Source organism: Halalkalibacterium halodurans (assembly GCF_004376175.1).
Taxonomy (GTDB): Bacteria; Bacillota; Bacilli; order Bacillales; family Bacillaceae_D; genus Halalkalibacterium; species Halalkalibacterium halodurans.
In genome coordinates, this window is the sequence record NZ_SNUY01000017.1 from 44,106 (window position 1) to 60,528 (window position 16,423).

The following is a 16,423-nucleotide window of genomic DNA, read 5'->3' on the forward strand; positions in this document are numbered from 1 at the left end:
AGTGTTTGGATTAATCAAGAATGGTGACTTTCACCGTTTTTCGGCCCCAACGCTGCGCTTCCGCAGTTGACGGCATATGAACGTCGATTTTGTTTCCGACGATCGCGCCACCAGCGTCGCCAGCAATCGCTGTACCATAACCTTCAACGTGGACTCTGCTACCTAACGGAATAACATTAGGGTCGACAGCGATCACCTTCATGTTACGGTTGTTATTCAGGTTAATTCCTGTCGCTGTCACACCAGAGCAACCACTGCAGTTAGCTGTATAGGCTGTTGCTGTTACGGTAAATGTCTTCCCACCGCCTGAAGAAGATGAAGAGGATGAGGATGACTCACTCTTGCTCGATTGATCAGATTTTGATGATGAGGAGGAAGACGATGATGACGATGATGACGATGATGAGGAGGATGATCCGCTACTCCGAGAGACATTCTCCTGCACCTTCCTCGTTCCAACCGCAACAACCCGATCTTTACTTTCTTCGACGGTTTCTGTTTTCACTAATTCACGAGAAACTTCTTCCCCGTCTTCCAAAATAACTTCATAGTGATGGGCAACTTTTCCTTCTTGCCCTTCTTCTACGACTTTTTCTTTTCCGCTATCTAGCTTTTCATCTTTTCGAGTCACTGTTGCAAATGCAACAGATTCTTCCACTACATCGGTGACTTTTTCCACTCTGATGACTCGGATGTCCGTTTCTTGATCAATCTCGTCTGATAGCTCAGGTTCAACCCGATCAAGTTCGCCCAATTCAATTTCTTCTCTTTCTAAAAAGTCAGCGACAGTAGTCGAAGTTGTCCATACTTTGCGCTCTTCACCGTCACTTATGAGCTCAACTTGAAAAGCAGATTCATAGTTTAACTCTAGACCTTCGGTAATCGCGGTTTCTAAGCTTGGCTTAAGCTTATCATGCTTCTTGACTTGTAAATCTATTTCGTCGATAAGTTGCTCAACAGTATCAGCTGTCGTCCAAATCGTCTTCTCTTCACCATCGAACGTGGCAAACACTTGTACGGCTTTTTTCCAAGAGACCGTCATATTCCCTGAAATTTCCGCATCAAGGGCTGGTTCGATCAAGTCATGTTCTTGATAATCCCAACCTTGTTCAGCCATAAGGTCGGCAACAGTACTAGCATGGGTTTTGACTACATACTCTTCCCCATCCACTTGAACTGTGACCGTTGCTTTTGAAGACTCATGTACCGCAAAAGCAATAATGGCAACAAAGAGAATCAGACTAATGATGGAGATGACGAGCCCCTTCATGGACCTGGGTCCAGACGAAGATGTGCTTACATTCGATTCCATGTGAAATGATTCCTCCCTTTCAAGGATCGAATTATAAATAGTTCACCTCACTTTGTCAACTCTTTTTCGATTTTTTGAATTCAACCTGTGCTCCTATTATCCTAAATTTTGCTCAAGTTGAAAACAAAAATCTCTCGACACGTCCACTTTATGCCTTGCGCAAGTTATGTAGAACTTCTCCGCATGTCCCTTTCGTTAGACAGACATTTACATAAACAGACACTATCTGTCAGCGAACGATGTCAAATAATTTTCGAGCATTTGCCGTCGTTACTTTTGCCACTTCTTCGTACGGGATGTCTTTAAGCTCGGCAATTTGCTCTGCTACTAGTTTAACATAAGCAGGCTCATTCCGTTTCCCACGATATGGATGCGGCGCTAAATAAGGGCAATCGGTTTCAATGAGCAGCCGATCCAAAGGTACTTCCTTCGCAACTAATTTCGGGCGTTTTGCATTTTTAAATGTCACAGGACCTCCAAGGGAAATGTAAAAGTTCATCTCCATACATTCACGAGCAATCTCGACACTCCCACCAAAGCAGTGCATAATCCCACCGACCTGCCCAGCGTCTTCCTCCCTAAGCACATCCACAATATCGCGATCAGCATCACGATTATGAATCACAATTGGTAATTTCACTTTTTTCGCTAATGCAATTTGCTTCCGAAACACTTCTTTTTGCACGTCCTTCGGTGATTTATCCCAATGATAATCAAGGCCCATCTCACCGAGAGCAACGACTTTTGGGTGGCCTGCCAGCTCTTCAAGCCACACTAAATGCTCATCCTTCATGTCGATCGCATCCACTGGATGCCAACCTACTGCGGCGTAGATAAAATCATACCGCTCAACTAACGCGAGCGCGCGATGAATCGTCTTCTCATCAAATCCGACAACGACCATTTCTTTCACGCCAGCTTCTTGTGCCCGCTTGATCACTTCCTCTTGATCCTCATCGAATTGGTCCGCATTTAAATGGACATGTGTATCAAACAACATGACAGACACCTCTATATTCGCTATTTTATAATAATAAAAACTTTATGTTTTTGACCCATTGGAAAAAGCAAGGGGAGAAGTAGTCCTCCTCCCTTCCACCCGCACTATTTTACAAGTGACCCATTCGGTAATGCTCCATCAACTGTCGCCAACCGCAATTGATCTCCTTTCGAACCAGCTAGGATCATTCCTTGTGAAAGCTCACCACGAAGCTTCACTGGTTTTAAGTTCGTAACACAAATGACTTTTTTTCCAATTAAATCACTTGGAGAATAGTATTTTGCAATACCTGAAACGACCTGGCGTTTCTCATAGCCAAGATCAAGCTGAATCTTCAGCAACCGATCGGCCTTTTTCACAGGCTCAGCATCTATGACTTCCGCTATGCGGAGCTCCACTTTTGAAAAATCATCGATCGTAATTTCATCCGATTCTTCCTTCTCATCTTTTGGCGCCTCTTCTGGTTTTTTACTTCCACCCATAAGGGATTTAATGTGAGCCACTTCTTCCTCCACATCCAACCGCGGGAAAAGGGGCTGCCCTTTTTGTACGTTCGTGTTCCCTGGAATTTGTCCAAAAGTTTCGAGGGATTCCCATGTCGTGAGGGAGGAATCAATGCCAAGCTGTTCCCAAATTTTTTGCGGTGCTTTTGTCATAAATGGTTGTAGCAACACCGATACATAACGAATGGACTCAGCTAAATGGTACATTGCTGCCCCTAATTGCTCACGTTTCGATTCATCCTTTGCCAGAACCCACGGTTGGGTTTCATCAATATATTTATTCGTGCGACTAATCAGCTGACCGATGGCTGTTAACGCAATGGAAAATTCCATTTCCTCCATGGCATCCTCTACTTTTTTTACAGTTGAATACACAAGTTCGACAAGATCCGCATCAAACGGGGTACCGTCTTTTACATAGGAAGGAATCTTCCCATCGAAATATTTCTCAATCATCGCCACCGTTCGGTTGAGCAAATTACCAAGATCGTTGGCTAGATCATAGTTCACCCGCTCAACGAATGCTTCTGGTGTGAAGACACCATCCGAGCCAAACGGTACCTCTCGAAGTAAGTAATAGCGAAGCGCATCTAACCCGTAACGATCGATAAGTGGGACCGGGTCAACAACGTTCCCTTTCGATTTTGACATCTTTCCATCCTTCATCAACAACCAGCCATGACCAAATACTTTTTTCGGAAGGGGCAAGTCTAAAGCCATCAGCATAATCGGCCAATAGATAGTATGAAAACGAACGATCTCCTTGCCGACAAGGTGAACATCAGCTGGCCAATAGTTCTCGTATTTTTCTTGCTGGTCCGAGCCATACCCAAGTGCAGTGATATAGTTGGAAAGGGCGTCAATCCAAACATATACCACATGCTTCGGGTCGCGCGGCACTGGAACGCCCCACGTAAACGACGTGCGAGAAACAGCCAAATCTTCAAGTCCTGGTTTAATAAAGTTATTAATCATTTCGTTCTTCCGAGATTCTGGCTGAATGAACTGTGGATTTTCTTCATAAAACTGTAGCAACCTATCTGCGTATTTACTCATTCGGAAAAAATACGATTGTTCACGGACCTTTTCTACTGGGTGCCCACTATCAGGGCTTTTGCCTCCGATGAGATTCCCGTCAGCATCATATTCTTTATCTACAAGCTGAGTTTCCGTGTAAAACGTTTCATCTGGAATGGAGTACCAACCTTCGTAATCCCCAAGGTAGATGTCTCCCTGATCCAACAACTGCTCAAAAATTTGCTGAACGACTTTTATGTGACGCTCCTCGGTCGTACGAATAAAATCGTCATAAGAAATGTCGAGCTTTTTCCATAGATCCTGAATACCGCTGACAATCTCATCGACAAACTGCTTAGGTGTTAACCCTTTGGCCTCTGCTTTTTGCTCGATCTTTTGACCGTGCTCATCCGTCCCCGTTAAATACATAACATCATAGCCACGAAGCCGCTTGTAGCGAGCCATCGCATCACCAGCTACTGTCGTATATGCATGACCAATATGTAGCTTGTCACTCGGGTAATAGATCGGTGTAGTCAAATAAAATGTTTTTTGCTCTTTCGACATAATCGTCTTCCTCCTTCTTATTTCACGCAAACTTTATACGGGATCGAATCGCTTTCCTAAAACAAACTAGAAAAAGCCCTCATCCCATTGGGACGAGAGCCTAGTGCTCACGCGGTACCACCCATGTTTTCCAATCACTTCACAATGATTGGCTCATGAAGTCACGTTGACTTCTCTGTTAACGCCAGCTACGTTCCTCCCTCATGTTTAAAAGCAACACTCGAAAGAAAACCCTCCCAGGACCATCTTCCAGCTGCCCCCTATACCGGTTCCCAGCTCCCCCGGCTCTCTGCTTAGCATGACGCAAATAGGTCAATCAGCTGTACTCATCCCTTCATCAGGTCTCTTATCACGTTGTGTTCTTACGCTCATTTTCACCTTGACTTAGCCAAAATATACCGAACAACCCTCATTCCTGTCAAGGGCGGTCATAAACAGTGGCGAACGGTGTTTTTTGCTTTTTTAGTTTCCCTGCATCACAAAGTCGTTCCAACTCTTTTTTTAACTCGCTTACATCCCACCGCTTACCTGTCTGTTTATGAAGCGCATCCATATGATTCATAACACTTGTCTCGGCCAGCGGTAAAAACGGCTCAAGGGCACTGATTAGCTCGTCATCTCCTTGGGTTTTCCGTTCCTGTAGTTCATCGAATGGATTGACCGTATGTGGACTCGTCGAATGGGCTAGCCGGATACGAACAGCCATTGTTCGCCCCATTATAGCGGATGACACAAACACATCTCCTGATCGCAAATATGGCAAACGTTTTCCTTCTTCATTTGTTAGATCGGTTTCTTCCTTAATCGTCTGAATGTCCGTGCCACGCACCGTTCGGAAAACGAACTTCGAATTGAGCTGAGCCGTAATCGTCTCATCAAGCAAGGTTGGCCGCTGCGTCGCAAAAATGAGAAACACGCCATATTTCCGTCCTTCCTGAGCGATTTCCTTCAGTACTGGCTTTGCAGGGGCCTCATATCCTTTTGGTGCAAAGTTATGGGCCTCATCGGTGACAATGACAAACGGTGGAAAGAAATCCCCCTGCTCGTGCTGCAGCTTCGCATCCTTATAGGCTCTTCTTTTTCCGTATAATGCTCCAACGACATAGCTTGAAAACACTTGGAGCAACCAGACTGCTCCTTGAACGACAACAAGCTGTCCGCGGTGCAAGCTCTCTTCAATGACACGGATGCTCTGCTGAAATAACCCAGCTTGATTGAGACGGTACAGTCGCCATTGAATCCCTTTAACAGAGGCAAGGGGTAAGCTTCCATATTGCTCGAGTAGTTTTTTGTACGATTGATATCGTTCAATCTCTTCGCGACTCATTCCGCCGTCATGTAGCAAGTTGTCCACCTTTTGCCGACCGATTTCAAGGGCGTCCGCCAAATTCCCAACCCGGTCACTAAATGACTGGTAGCTATCCTTTCGTTTATGGAGCGATTGAATGACGTTCACCATCGATTCGGACAATGAACCAGCCGCTTGCAATAGGCGCTCCACATCCCGCGTCGATAATGCCGAGAAATCCACTCCCACATCACGACCGATTTGCACGACGGTATAGTTCGATTGATAGGAAGGAGCATCCTCCTGTCCTTCGGCTTTAGCTGAAAAATTCATCTCAAAGTGAGGATCGAACACAAGGGTCGGGATCTCGAGCTTCATCAGCTCCTCCAACATGACTCGAAGGCCGAACGACTTTCCTGAGCCCGATCCACCGAACACACCGATATGGGGATATTGTTGCATCGCGCGAATATCAAAAATAAACGGAACCCCTTCCTGCTTCCGCGTCTGTTCTTGTTCACGAATTTTCATTAATCCTTTCAATTCGTCTGGAAGCGTCTCTGCTACATATTCCGTAGACTTAACCTCTCCTAACACAAGACCATCTTCAGGCCTTGCTTTCACTAACAGAGGAGCGATTTCTGCAAAAGACGGATGTCGTACACTCGCACCTGTCTGAATCGGTTGGATCGCCTCTTCAAACAGACGCACCTTCGCTAAATGAATATCATCTGAGCCAATATCGTATCCGAGTTGCTCTAACGTTTGCAGCACTTGCTGATCCACGATCCCTTTATCAAACCCCATCGGGATGTAGCGATTATAGGAAAAGGTCTCCACCACTTCCCCTTTCGGATCGAACAAATCTTCATCCTCAAGAACGACCATTTCGTTCATACGAAATTTGTGTTCTTTTGAGGCCACATAGACTTCATGCTGGGTCGTAATCCCGACTACTTGCATCTCACACTCTCCTTTTTCCTAAACTTAATAAGGCCGTTCCTCACGCTTCTGGGAAAAGTAGCGTTCCTTTAGCTCCGTTTCTAAATACTGATCGACCATCGCTTCGACTAGTTTATCTGATAGCCGCACCTCACGATCAACAATATCAAGGAAGAGAGGAATCCCCCTACCGTCTTCAGGAGTCATCGTTGCTAAGAAATCAGCAACATCGTTCATCTCCTCCGCCTGCTCTTCTAACATATCAAACCCTGTAATAGCCGGACTACTGCTAGCCCTCATCCAGACAGATCGGAGCCCAGCTTTCTGTTGAATGCTTTCAATATATAAACTCTCCCTTTTATGCAATACACCGAATAACAAATCCCGATCATAGACAGTTTGGTGTTTAAACATCGTCGTAAAAGGGGATAGACTACCAATATTCCTTGTTGTTATCTCCTCTGACACGCCAACAAGAAGGGTCCCTCGCTCTAGGGCCCTGTTTCTAAGTACTTCCCACTCCTCTGGAGCATCGATTCGATAATGGTACAAGGCGCCATCCATCATTAAAATGGCAAGTTCTGCTTGATCCATTAAATCTAGTGCTGCTTTAAGTTCAAGCTTCGACAAAATGTGGGCTCGCCATTTCAGCGGCTCCGTCTCATCCTCAGGTGAGTCAAGAAGAGGTGAATAGACGTCTGTTTTTTTCGTTTCAACACCTTGGAGTGTTTTCGCTAAAGCTTGAAATAAATAGAGCACATGAGGAGGCGATCCCTTTGTCTGATTAACCGACCCATCCACAGCTCCGATCTGCTTATTATCAAGCCAACGAGCAATCATTTCGCTCCCTAAAGGCTCCATTTGTCGAAAGACAGCTCCTGAAATCGATAAAGAGTGTCGAATTTTGTCTACTTCGAGTGACGAAATAGTTGACCTTTCTTTTAAGATATCGTTAATTTTCGTCAGTTTTTCTATTAAATCTGAAGAGATTTCAATCATATTTTCATCCTTTCGTTTACGTAATACGTTGATATAAAAGGAATCTAGCAAAAAGGAAAAAATTACATTGAATTTTTCTCAAAAAAGTAATTGACTTGTTTTGGAAACATTGGTATTCTTAGTTCAGATAAAAAAATGTCGAATTATGACACATTTTATAAAACAGATTTATTTTTTTCGGGAGGAGAATTTTCTATGAAATCTACTGGTATTGTTCGTAAAGTTGATGAACTTGGTCGTGTGGTAATTCCTATTGAGCTTCGTCGTACATTAGACATTGCTGAGAAAGATGCTCTTGAAATCTATGTCGACAATGATCGCATCATCTTGAAAAAGTATAAGCCAAACATGACTTGTCAAGTAACTGGTGAAGTATCTGACGACAACCTTTCTCTTGCAGAAGGAAAGATCATCTTAAGCCCTCAAGGTGCGAAAGATATCTTAAAAGATCTTCAAGATTACGTATCACGTACAACACAATCCTAATTGAAGGTTGCTCAGCTCTGGCAAATGCCAGAGCTTTCTTTTTTATTCTTGGTGATATATGTTGTAAATATCTCGCTTCGGTACCCCGCGGTCTGTCGCCACTTGTTTAATGGCCTCTTTTGAACGAAATCCTAGTGCAATATAATGTTCTACATGCTGAACGGGTGACAAAGACTCCCACCATACTTCTTCAGGCTCAACCTTCTCTCCATTCCCCTCCACGATCAGACAGAACTCTCCCTTGATCGTAGCTTCTCTCGCCCAATGAACCGCTTCCTCTAACGTTCCTCGTAAAAACTCTTCATATGTCTTCGTCAATTCCCGGCAAATGCTCACATGGCGATTTCCTAGTATGAGCAGCATATCGTCAAGCGTGTCCTTTAGACGATGGGGAGATTCGTAAAAAATCAACGTCGCTTTTGTAGGCTTTGTCTCTTCTAACGCTTGGCGGCGCTGCTTTTTTTGCCGTGGGAGAAAGCCAATAAATTGAAAGCTTTCCGTCGGTAAACCTGAAGCGATGAGCGCTGTAACAGCAGCATTCGCCCCTGGAATCGGGATGACGGCAATGCCCTCCTTAATCGCCGATACCACGAGCTCATACCCCGGATCGGAAATGGCAGGCATCCCCGCATCGCTAACGAGAGCGATCGTACGCCCTTCTATTAAATCATCGATCAATCGCTTGCCCATCGTCTCTTTATTGTGCTCATGATAGCTCACAAGCTTCGTGGCAATGTCAAAATGGTTGAGCAGCTTTTTCGTCTGCCGTGTATCCTCTGCCGCGATTTGATCTACTTCCTTTAACGTCCGAATCGCACGAAACGTCACATCTTCCAAATTTCCAATCGGGGTGGCTACAAGATAGAGCGTTCCCTTGTCATCACGTTGTTGATAGCTTTGTTGTGTTTTCATATGGACCCCCTTTTAATGACACGAGCTGTTCCTTTTTCCGCCGTGACAGATGTTTCACTTCATATTCCCACCGCATCGCTTCTTCTTTAGATGGGAAGGCCCAAGTGGCAACGAGCCGAAATGGTCCTCTCCCCCGTGTATACTTGGCTCCTTTTCCACTAGCATGCTTTTTTATGCGCCTGTCTACATCTGTCGTGTATCCGGTATACCAGCTACCATCTTTACATTCTAATATGTACACGTAATGATTCATTGTCCCGCAAACACCTGCTGAAATTCTATCGTGTATTTCCCATTTCCATCATAGACAGTGAGTGGAGGGAGAACCTTTACTCCTGAATTACCGCCAAGCATACCTTCAATTAGAACGATATTCGCCTCCGCGCCTGCCTTCGGGTGGATGAATTGTAGCCGCTTTGGCTCGATGCGATACCGCTTCATCCCTTCGATTAATTCAGTTAATCGCTCGGGCCGGTGAACAATTGCTACTTTCCCTCGGTTCTTTACCATCTGGCTACTCACTCGTAACACATCATCAAGGGAGCAATGAATTTCATGACGAGCAATGGCCAAATAAGGGTTATCATTTAGCAAATCTTCATTCAAATTAGCAAAATACGGTGGGTTGCATGTCACCACATCAAAGGAATGCATCGGCATGTTCTTCGGCAGATCTTTAAGGTCTAAATTCATAAACGTAAGCTGTTGCTCAAGGTCATTTAATTGACTGTTGCGGATCGCCATCTCAAACAAGCGTTCTTGAATCTCCACTCCGACCATTCGTGCCTTTGAGCGCTCCGTTAAGAGAAGAGGAACAATCCCATTTCCTGTACAAAGATCGAGTATGTCCCCTTTTTGTATCGGCAAATAGACAAATCGGGCAAGCAAAACGGCGTCCATTGAAAACGCAAACACATTTGGACTTTGAATCACTTGCCGCGTTCGTCCAGGTGTATAATCTATGCGCTCATCGTCGTATGTTGGAATCATCACCTAAGTCCCTCCTCATGAGCAAAAAAGCCTTTTCACCGGGAAAAGGCTATCGCTTTATACATTAGTCTTGATTTAAAAATGACAGGCAAAACAGGCAATCTTCTCCGTTTTTACGAAGGCTACCGTAATGAGTATTGCAAATATGAAATCCTTCTTGATAAAGACGGGCCAGATTATCATAGCCTTCTCCGACAAACGGCTTTCTCTCTTTCGTCACTTGCTCTTTCTCTTCCGTTTCTTCTAGTTCAGGCTCCCCTAATCGCTCACGTAGATGCTCATTCTCAATCGTTAAAAAATGATTTTCTTCGATTAAGTAAGCCAATTGCTCCTTTAGACCCCCAAGCTCCCGGTGCAGCTCACCGATCCGTTCCTCAAGTTGACTCACTTGTGTAAAAATCGCCTTTTTGTTCACGTATCAACCACCTCATTATTCTGTGGCTTCAGCGGAAACAGCCCCTCGTTCTAATAGTTCCTCTAGGGAAAACTCCAGCACCCGCTCTCCTTCAAACAGATGAACTTGAACGAGTCGCTCCAGCATGTTTAACCCGACAACCTTTCCTTTCCCATGAGGTGTATCAATCGTTTCGCCAAGATCCGGCAGCTCCTGCTTCGCTGATTCATACATATCATTTTCATATTTTAAACAGCACATCAACCTGCCACAAAGGCCAGAGATTTTCGCTGGGTTTAACGAAAGGTTTTGATCTTTCGCCATTTTGATGGACACAGGTTCGAAATCACCTAAAAAAGAGGAGCAGCAAAGGATTCGCCCACACGGCCCTATACCGCCAAGCATTTTTGCCTCATCACGAACACCGATTTGCCGCAATTCGATTCTCGTACGGAAAACCGAGGCTAAATCCTTAACAAGCTCCCGGAAATCAATACGACCATCGGCTGTAAAATAAAACAATACCTTATTCCGATCAAACGTGTACTCCACGTCTACGAGCTTCATATCGAGCTGATGCTCCATAATTTTCTGAACACAGACGTCATAGGCTTTTTTTGCAGCCTCTTTATTTTCTTGAACCGCTAGCTTGTCCTTTTCGGTCGCTACGCGAATCACTTGCTTAAGCGGTAATACAACATCGTTGTCCCCGACTGTTTTTTTCTCAATGACGACATTGCCGTATTCAACGCCTCGAGAAGTTTCCACAATAACACTCTCTCCTCGAGGAATGTCTAAGTCACCTGGAGAAAAGTAATAGATTTTGCCCGCTTTTTTAAAACGAACACCAACAACATGATGCAATCTTTTATCCCTCCTGTAATCTGAGCATAAGCTTCTCCATCACAAGCTGTGGAGATACATTCGCACTCAGATGACGTTTCGCCTCAATAATGGCAGTCATTCCTTTACGGACTTTATGTTGTGAGAGGGCAAGCGCTTGTCGTGAAAGGGCCTCTTCCTCGCCAACGTAGGTGAACGCCTCTTCTTTTCCCACTTGTGTATATAAAAGGTCTCGAAACCATAAAAGAAGTAACTCTAATCCAAGCTCCTGTTTCGGGCGATCATCAAAGTGTGGTAACCATTGATCTTGAACCGTTAGTAACACTTGATTCGGCCGAGATTGGAGCTCTTCCATCAATTGTAACACTAGGCTTCGTGCTTGTGCAATCCACTCATCTGCCACAAACGCCATCGCTTCCTCAAAACTTGTTGTCAAACTTGCTAAGAGATTGGAAACGGATTCAGATATCCCCCCTTCTTCCAGTAATTTCGCAAATGCTTGCACCTCAAGCGGAGCAAAGGATAAAACCTGACTGCGCGACTTAATGGTAGGGAGCATGTTTTGCAGTTGTTCCGTCAACAATATTGCCACCGTATCTGCGAGTGGCTCTTCTAAAAATTTAAGCAGACTGTTCGCTGCACTAGTTGTCATTTTATCTGCATGGTTGACGATGTACACTTTTTTTGCGGATTCCATCCCACGATAGGAAAATTCCTTTTGTAAATGCTCGACTTGATGTTTCTTGATCGACTGACCATCTGGCTCGATGAAATGAACATCCGGATGATTGCCATGCTCAATGCGCTTGCATTCTTTACACGTTTGACAAGGCTCAACTCCAGCTCTCTGTGCACAAAAGAAGCTCTTCGCTAAGTGAAGAGCCATGCGCTTTTTCCCAGTTCCCCGGTTCCCATCAAAGATGTAAGCATGAGCGAGTCGCCCTTTAGCCAAACTGTTTTTTAGCATCGTTGCGACAAATGGTTGGTTTTTGGCGAGATTTTCCCAAGTCATAGGCGACCCCTCCTTGTCAATATTGTTCAAACTGTTCTACAGGTAAAACAAAAACCGTGGCTCCGCCGACTTGGACTTCGACTGGATATGGAACATAGGAATCCGCATTTCCACCCATTGGCGAAATGGGTGCTACTAACTGATCACGGCTCTTACAATTGTCTTTAATGATCGTCATGACCTCTTCTACATGCTCATCTTCGGTCCCAATAAGAAATGTCGTGTTACCTGCTTTTAAGAAACCGCCCGTACTTGCTAATTTCGTCGCACGATAGTTCGCTTTTACAAGGGCTTCAGACAACCGATTGCTATCTTTGTCTTGGACAACCGCAATAATTAATTTCATACTGTTCACTCCTCATTTTTAAAGTGATAGCCTTTGCTTTATCATGCGGACGGCATCAGCAACAACTTGATCAAAGGACTGGTTTGCATCAATCTCCACTACTCGTTCGGGGTACGTCTCGACTATCCGTTCATAACCTTCTTTTACTTTTTGGTGAAACGTAAGGGCCTCTTGGTCCAAGCGATTTTGCTCTCTTGACTGATCACGATGAATTCGTGATAAACCTACGTCTGGATCTACACGAAAAAGCAAAGTTAAGTCCGGATAACGTCCTTCAATGGCAAATTCATTTATCGCTAAAATATCCTCAAACCCAATACCTCTTGCATATCCCTGATACGCCAAACTACTATCAATGAAGCGATCGCATAGGACGACATGCCCTGCTTCCAGTGCTGGCAACACTTTTTCAACCAGGTGCTGTCTACGGGCTGCTGCATAAAGCAATGCTTCTGTTCTCGGGTCCATTCTTGTATGGTCAACATCCAATATGATGGAACGAATTTGCTCAGCAATGGGGATTCCCCCTGGCTCACGGGTCCGTACGACCGATCGGCCGTTCTCTCTTAGCATTTCCTCAATCGCATCTAGCGCAGACGTTTTCCCTGCGCCTTCTCCACCTTCAACTGTAATAAAACAACCTTTCGTCATGTCATAGCCTCCAACGTAAACACATACAACCCTTGTTGCTCAGAAGGTCTCCCCTGAAAACGGGCCCCTGCCTCCTGCAACTGCTGAAATTGGGCAATTAACTGTTCTGTGATTTTTTCCCCTTTTAATAGGAGAGGTACCCCTGGGGGATAAGGGATAACCGTTGCTCCACTCACTTTCCCCACAGCCTCTTCCACGGCAACCTCTTCAATTGAATATCGTTTTTGTTCATCATATGATAGATCAAGCGACGTGTGTGCTTGCCACGATAACGATAGGGGGCAAGCTTTACTTATTTGCTCAAGCGCAGGAAGCCGCTTGGTTGCTCGGCACATTTTGTCGATGATTTCCTCTTGTCGGACTTTCTGTAAAGGGGTTAGCCCCCACATAAGCAAAACATGACGATCGTCTGCCAGCTCTGAGTATATCCCCTCTTTTTCAAGTTCCGTTTGCAAGGCAAATCCTGTTGCCCCTTCTACTGTAATCACCGTTTTTAATGGATCGGTGGGTAGCGGGGAAAATGTAGCAACCGACAAACGCTCGACCTGTTCAATCCGCCTATTTATCTCCGCGATGGAATCGAGCGTATCTTTTACATTCGTGAGATCCTCTAAAAATCCTCTTGCTGCATCTAATGAGGCAAGAATCGGATAGGATGGGCTGCTCGACTGCAAAATCTGCAATTGCTCTCGAATGGAATCCTTGATTTTCGAATGTAGTCCATGAGCAAAGTGAAGATAGGAGCCCATTGTTAAGGCGGGTAAGGTTTTATGCGCAGATTGAACGACTACGTCGGCCCCTTGCTCAAGTGCTTGTTTCGGAAATGGATCACCTACCGGAAAATGTGCTCCGTGCGCCTCATCCACAAGTACGTACAATCCAGCTTCTTTCGCCATCTGGACGAGCGGACGGATCGAGCGGGCAACCCCATAATACGATGGATATGTTAAAATAAGTGCTTTCCCATTCGGGTGTTCTATTAGTGCTTGTTTTAACGTTTGTTCGGTAATACCTGTTGGCAATTGCGTTCTCTCATCGTAGGCTGGTGAAAGAAAGATTGGATGGACCCTTGCCATCGCTAACCCATTCATCACCGATTTATGCGAATCCCTTTGTACAAAAACAGTATCGCCAGGCTCAAGTGTACCTAAAATCATTGCCAAATTACCAACCGTCGAGCCATTGACTAAAAAACACGTCGCTTCTGCCCCGACGTAGCGGGCTGTCAAAGCTTGAGCCTCTGCAATAACTCCTTCGGGGTCATGGAGATCATCAAGGCCGGTTAGCTCCGTTACATCAAGGGATAAAATGCTTTGAAAATATGAACAGGCATCCTTATGAAAAAGAGCCCCCTGCTTATGGCCTGGAACATGGCACGAGATAGGTCCCCCGCGATCATGCTGAACGAGCCGTTCAAATAGCGGCAATGTTGAGGCTTTTTTCATGTTATGCTACTCCTTCTGTGTTTCTTCCATTATAACGATTGACACTCACGTGGGGCAAGTCCGCTAGTAGCATTTACACTCAAACATGTAAAGAGAACACAAACCTTTTGTCACTTCAATAAGAAGTGCCCGCTTACCAAGGAGAGAAAGAAATCCTAGAGAGCTTGCGAGTCGATGATGACTGATCATAAGGCGCTCTTGGGACGTTCGCCTCGTGTTTGGTGCCTGGTGCTAGAACTCTCTGGTTATCTCCTTTCCTATCTAATGAAAAAAGTGATAAGCCGTTTCGACTTATCACTTACCACCTTATGTTTTCGGAAGGGCGATCTTTTTTAAACGGCGGACAAAATGGTAGTATGCCATATCCTCAATTTCCGTCTTCACTATTTCCTGTTCACAACCTTCGCAAATAAATGATTCGAATAATTGAATACCTGATGGCCTCGGTTGTTCGCAAATGACGCACCTTTTTCGTTCCTGTACGGTTGTACCCTTTGGCTCGTTCATCCACTTCACCCCCGTTATCATCCTTGTCAAAAAACGCCCTGCTTAAACGCAGATGGCTTCAAATTTTCATTCTTTTCAGCGTTTTGCTACTTTTGATTCCTTTCTACATCGTACGTTTCAAGTGGTATTCCCGTGCCTATCCGATCAAGGAAATCGAGAGGAAAAATTAAGTTTCCCCCTATCCGTTAAACTCTGGCTCTCCTTGTAGAAACGATTTGAACTAAAAAGAGGCTGGGACAAAACCCGGTAAATAAAAAATAGAGAGGCACTCATCCCAATAAGTCTGGGTGGGTGTCTCTCTTCCCTTTTTATCCTCTGCTAAACTTTGTTGTTGATTTTCGCTACAGGATGCTCGCTTGTCTCGGGCATTGCCTCAGCTTCCTCGGGAAAACCGCCCTGCGAGACCTTCGCCGAATGCTTTTCTTTGGCGCCTTTTCATGGTGTGACCATCGGCTTTCCAGTGATGACTCTGCTCCTTCGGATCAACGCTCTTCAGCGCTCTTTTCTACTTCAGATGACCGGCGAGCTTTTTTGTCAGCTACGCTCGTTCCCTCCTGTCACGTATGTTGGTATACGCTCAGTCCGTCTCTCCCTTGCTTCCGCAAATCTCTTGGTCCTCCTTGTAGAAACAATTTTACTTTTTGACAATAAAAAAGCACAACCCGATTGGATTGTGCTTTATCGCTTGGCAGCGTCCTACTCTCGCAGGGGGAAGCCCCCAACTACCATCGGCGCTGAAGAGCTTAACGACCGTGTTCGGCATGGGAACGGGTGTGGCCTCTTCGCTATCGCCACCAAACCTTTCTACGTCAGATGATCGGCGAGCTTTTTTGTCAGCTACGCTTGTTCCTTCCTGTCACGTATGTTGATATACGCTCAGTTCGTCACTCGCTTGCTTCCGCAAATCTCTTGATCCTCTTTGTAGATAGTTACGGCTTCCGATCAACGTCGCATTTTGGTGTCATCTTCACTCCTCCAGATCCTCACGTACCGTGTGTACGCTCCGGTCTGTCGTCGCTCAATTCCTAAAACTGCTCGTTTCTCGAAACCCTTTTCTTTGGACCTAAGAGAATAATCTCTTGATCACGGCTTCCGATCAACGTCGCACATGGTGCGATGTTGTATCGAAGCTTCTTTGGAGAACAAGATTCTCTCAAAACTAGATAATGGGACGCTTCTCGAGTTCGAGACGTTGCTTTTGATTTGTTT

At 45.1% G+C, this 16,423-nt stretch carries 16 protein-coding genes and 1 rRNA gene; 1 reads left to right on the forward strand and 16 read right to left on the reverse strand.

What is annotated here, in order from left to right; genetic code table 11:
* Window positions 1–10 precede the first annotated feature (10 nt).
* The 5 genes from E2L07_RS07655 to E2L07_RS07675 form a co-directional block, all read right to left on the reverse strand.
* Entirely contained in the window at window positions 11–1,312 is a 1,302-nt protein-coding gene (locus tag E2L07_RS07655) for a ubiquitin-like domain-containing protein (RefSeq protein WP_166740044.1), read from the reverse strand.
* A gap of 229 nt (window positions 1,313–1,541) precedes the next feature.
* Window positions 1,542–2,312, reverse strand: coding sequence for a TatD family hydrolase (locus E2L07_RS07660; protein ID WP_134229274.1), 771 nt, complete (start codon window positions 2,310–2,312; stop codon window positions 1,542–1,544).
* Between the two features lie 104 nt (window positions 2,313–2,416).
* Window positions 2,417–4,399 carry a methionine--tRNA ligase gene (gene metG / locus E2L07_RS07665; RefSeq protein ID WP_134229275.1) on the reverse strand — a complete coding sequence of 661 codons (1,983 nt, stop codon included), beginning with the start codon at window positions 4,397–4,399 and terminating at the stop codon, window positions 2,417–2,419.
* A gap of 418 nt (window positions 4,400–4,817) precedes the next feature.
* A complete protein-coding gene (locus E2L07_RS07670; RefSeq protein WP_134229276.1) occupies window positions 4,818–6,650 on the reverse strand; it encodes an ATP-binding protein in 1,833 nt (610 codons plus the stop codon).
* A gap of 24 nt (window positions 6,651–6,674) precedes the next feature.
* Window positions 6,675–7,628, reverse strand: coding sequence for a DNA double-strand break repair nuclease NurA (locus E2L07_RS07675; RefSeq protein WP_010896235.1), 954 nt, complete (start codon window positions 7,626–7,628; stop codon window positions 6,675–6,677).
* 195 nt (window positions 7,629–7,823) lie between these two features.
* Here E2L07_RS07675 and E2L07_RS07680 point away from each other — a divergent pair, with 195 nt between their 5' ends.
* A complete protein-coding gene (locus E2L07_RS07680) occupies window positions 7,824–8,114 on the forward strand; it encodes an AbrB/MazE/SpoVT family DNA-binding domain-containing protein (protein WP_010896234.1) in 291 nt (96 codons plus the stop codon).
* 42 nt (window positions 8,115–8,156) lie between these two features.
* On the opposite strand, the gene rsmI is transcribed toward E2L07_RS07680, so the two are convergent.
* The 11 genes from rsmI to rrf form a co-directional block, all read right to left on the reverse strand.
* Window positions 8,157–9,026, reverse strand: a complete 870-nt coding sequence (rsmI, locus tag E2L07_RS07685) for a 16S rRNA (cytidine(1402)-2'-O)-methyltransferase (protein ID WP_053432337.1) — start codon at window positions 9,024–9,026, stop codon at window positions 8,157–8,159.
* The gene (locus E2L07_RS07690; protein WP_010896232.1) at window positions 8,995–9,279 is read right to left on the reverse strand and encodes a GIY-YIG nuclease family protein; all 285 of its coding nucleotides are present in this window, start codon (window positions 9,277–9,279) and stop codon (window positions 8,995–8,997) included. Before E2L07_RS07690 ends, rsmI begins: the two co-directional genes overlap by 32 nt.
* A complete protein-coding gene (locus E2L07_RS07695; protein ID WP_134229284.1) occupies window positions 9,276–10,016 on the reverse strand; it encodes a tRNA1(Val) (adenine(37)-N6)-methyltransferase in 741 nt (246 codons plus the stop codon). The genes E2L07_RS07690 and E2L07_RS07695 overlap by 4 nt, the downstream gene beginning before the upstream one ends.
* A 64-nt stretch (window positions 10,017–10,080) precedes the next feature.
* A complete protein-coding gene (yabA, locus tag E2L07_RS07700; RefSeq protein WP_010896230.1) occupies window positions 10,081–10,431 on the reverse strand; it encodes a DNA replication initiation control protein YabA in 351 nt (116 codons plus the stop codon).
* A gap of 15 nt (window positions 10,432–10,446) precedes the next feature.
* A complete protein-coding gene (locus E2L07_RS07705) occupies window positions 10,447–11,274 on the reverse strand; it encodes a PSP1 domain-containing protein (protein ID WP_010896229.1) in 828 nt (275 codons plus the stop codon).
* Between the two features lie 4 nt (window positions 11,275–11,278).
* A complete protein-coding gene (gene holB, locus E2L07_RS07710; RefSeq protein ID WP_134229277.1) occupies window positions 11,279–12,265 on the reverse strand; it encodes a DNA polymerase III subunit delta' in 987 nt (328 codons plus the stop codon).
* 16 nt (window positions 12,266–12,281) lie between these two features.
* On the reverse strand, window positions 12,282–12,611 hold the full coding sequence (locus tag E2L07_RS07715; protein ID WP_134229278.1) for a cyclic-di-AMP receptor: 330 nt from the start codon (window positions 12,609–12,611) through the stop codon (window positions 12,282–12,284).
* A gap of 18 nt (window positions 12,612–12,629) precedes the next feature.
* The gene (gene tmk / locus E2L07_RS07720) at window positions 12,630–13,262 is read right to left on the reverse strand and encodes a dTMP kinase (RefSeq protein ID WP_053432339.1); all 633 of its coding nucleotides are present in this window, start codon (window positions 13,260–13,262) and stop codon (window positions 12,630–12,632) included.
* Window positions 13,259–14,707 carry an aminotransferase class I/II-fold pyridoxal phosphate-dependent enzyme gene (locus E2L07_RS07725; RefSeq protein ID WP_134229279.1) on the reverse strand — a complete coding sequence of 483 codons (1,449 nt, stop codon included), beginning with the start codon at window positions 14,705–14,707 and terminating at the stop codon, window positions 13,259–13,261. The genes tmk and E2L07_RS07725 overlap by 4 nt, the downstream gene beginning before the upstream one ends.
* Before the next feature lie 306 nt (window positions 14,708–15,013).
* On the reverse strand, window positions 15,014–15,214 hold the full coding sequence (locus E2L07_RS07730; RefSeq protein WP_134229280.1) for a sigma factor G inhibitor Gin: 201 nt from the start codon (window positions 15,212–15,214) through the stop codon (window positions 15,014–15,016).
* Between the two features lie 683 nt (window positions 15,215–15,897).
* A 5S ribosomal RNA gene (rrf, locus tag E2L07_RS07735) occupies window positions 15,898–16,013 on the reverse strand.
* Between the last annotated feature and the right edge of the window lie 410 nt (window positions 16,014–16,423).

Bases quoted from the DNA above. Each gene is read 5' to 3' on its own strand.
- E2L07_RS07655 (WP_166740044.1), bottom strand. From the start codon at position 1,312: ATGGAATCGAATGTAAGCACATCTTCGTCTGGACCCAGGTCCATGAAG.
- E2L07_RS07660 (WP_134229274.1), bottom strand. From the start codon at position 2,312: ATGTTGTTTGATACACATGTCCATTTAAATGCGGACCAATTCGATGAG.
- metG (WP_134229275.1), bottom strand. From the start codon at position 4,399: ATGTCGAAAGAGCAAAAAACATTTTATTTGACTACACCGATCTATTAC.
- E2L07_RS07670 (WP_134229276.1), bottom strand. From the start codon at position 6,650: ATGCAAGTAGTCGGGATTACGACCCAGCATGAAGTCTATGTGGCCTCA.
- E2L07_RS07675 (WP_010896235.1), bottom strand. From the start codon at position 7,628: ATGATTGAAATCTCTTCAGATTTAATAGAAAAACTGACGAAAATTAAC.
- E2L07_RS07680 (WP_010896234.1), top strand. From the start codon at position 7,824: ATGAAATCTACTGGTATTGTTCGTAAAGTTGATGAACTTGGTCGTGTG.
- rsmI (WP_053432337.1), bottom strand. From the start codon at position 9,026: ATGAAAACACAACAAAGCTATCAACAACGTGATGACAAGGGAACGCTC.
- E2L07_RS07690 (WP_010896232.1), bottom strand. From the start codon at position 9,279: ATGAATCATTACGTGTACATATTAGAATGTAAAGATGGTAGCTGGTAT.
- E2L07_RS07695 (WP_134229284.1), bottom strand. From the start codon at position 10,016: ATGATTCCAACATACGACGATGAGCGCATAGATTATACACCTGGACGA.
- holB (WP_134229277.1), bottom strand. From the start codon at position 12,265: ATGACTTGGGAAAATCTCGCCAAAAACCAACCATTTGTCGCAACGATG.
- E2L07_RS07715 (WP_134229278.1), bottom strand. From the start codon at position 12,611: ATGAAATTAATTATTGCGGTTGTCCAAGACAAAGATAGCAATCGGTTG.
- tmk (WP_053432339.1), bottom strand. From the start codon at position 13,262: ATGACGAAAGGTTGTTTTATTACAGTTGAAGGTGGAGAAGGCGCAGGG.
- E2L07_RS07725 (WP_134229279.1), bottom strand. From the start codon at position 14,707: ATGAAAAAAGCCTCAACATTGCCGCTATTTGAACGGCTCGTTCAGCAT.
- E2L07_RS07730 (WP_134229280.1), bottom strand. From the start codon at position 15,214: ATGAACGAGCCAAAGGGTACAACCGTACAGGAACGAAAAAGGTGCGTC.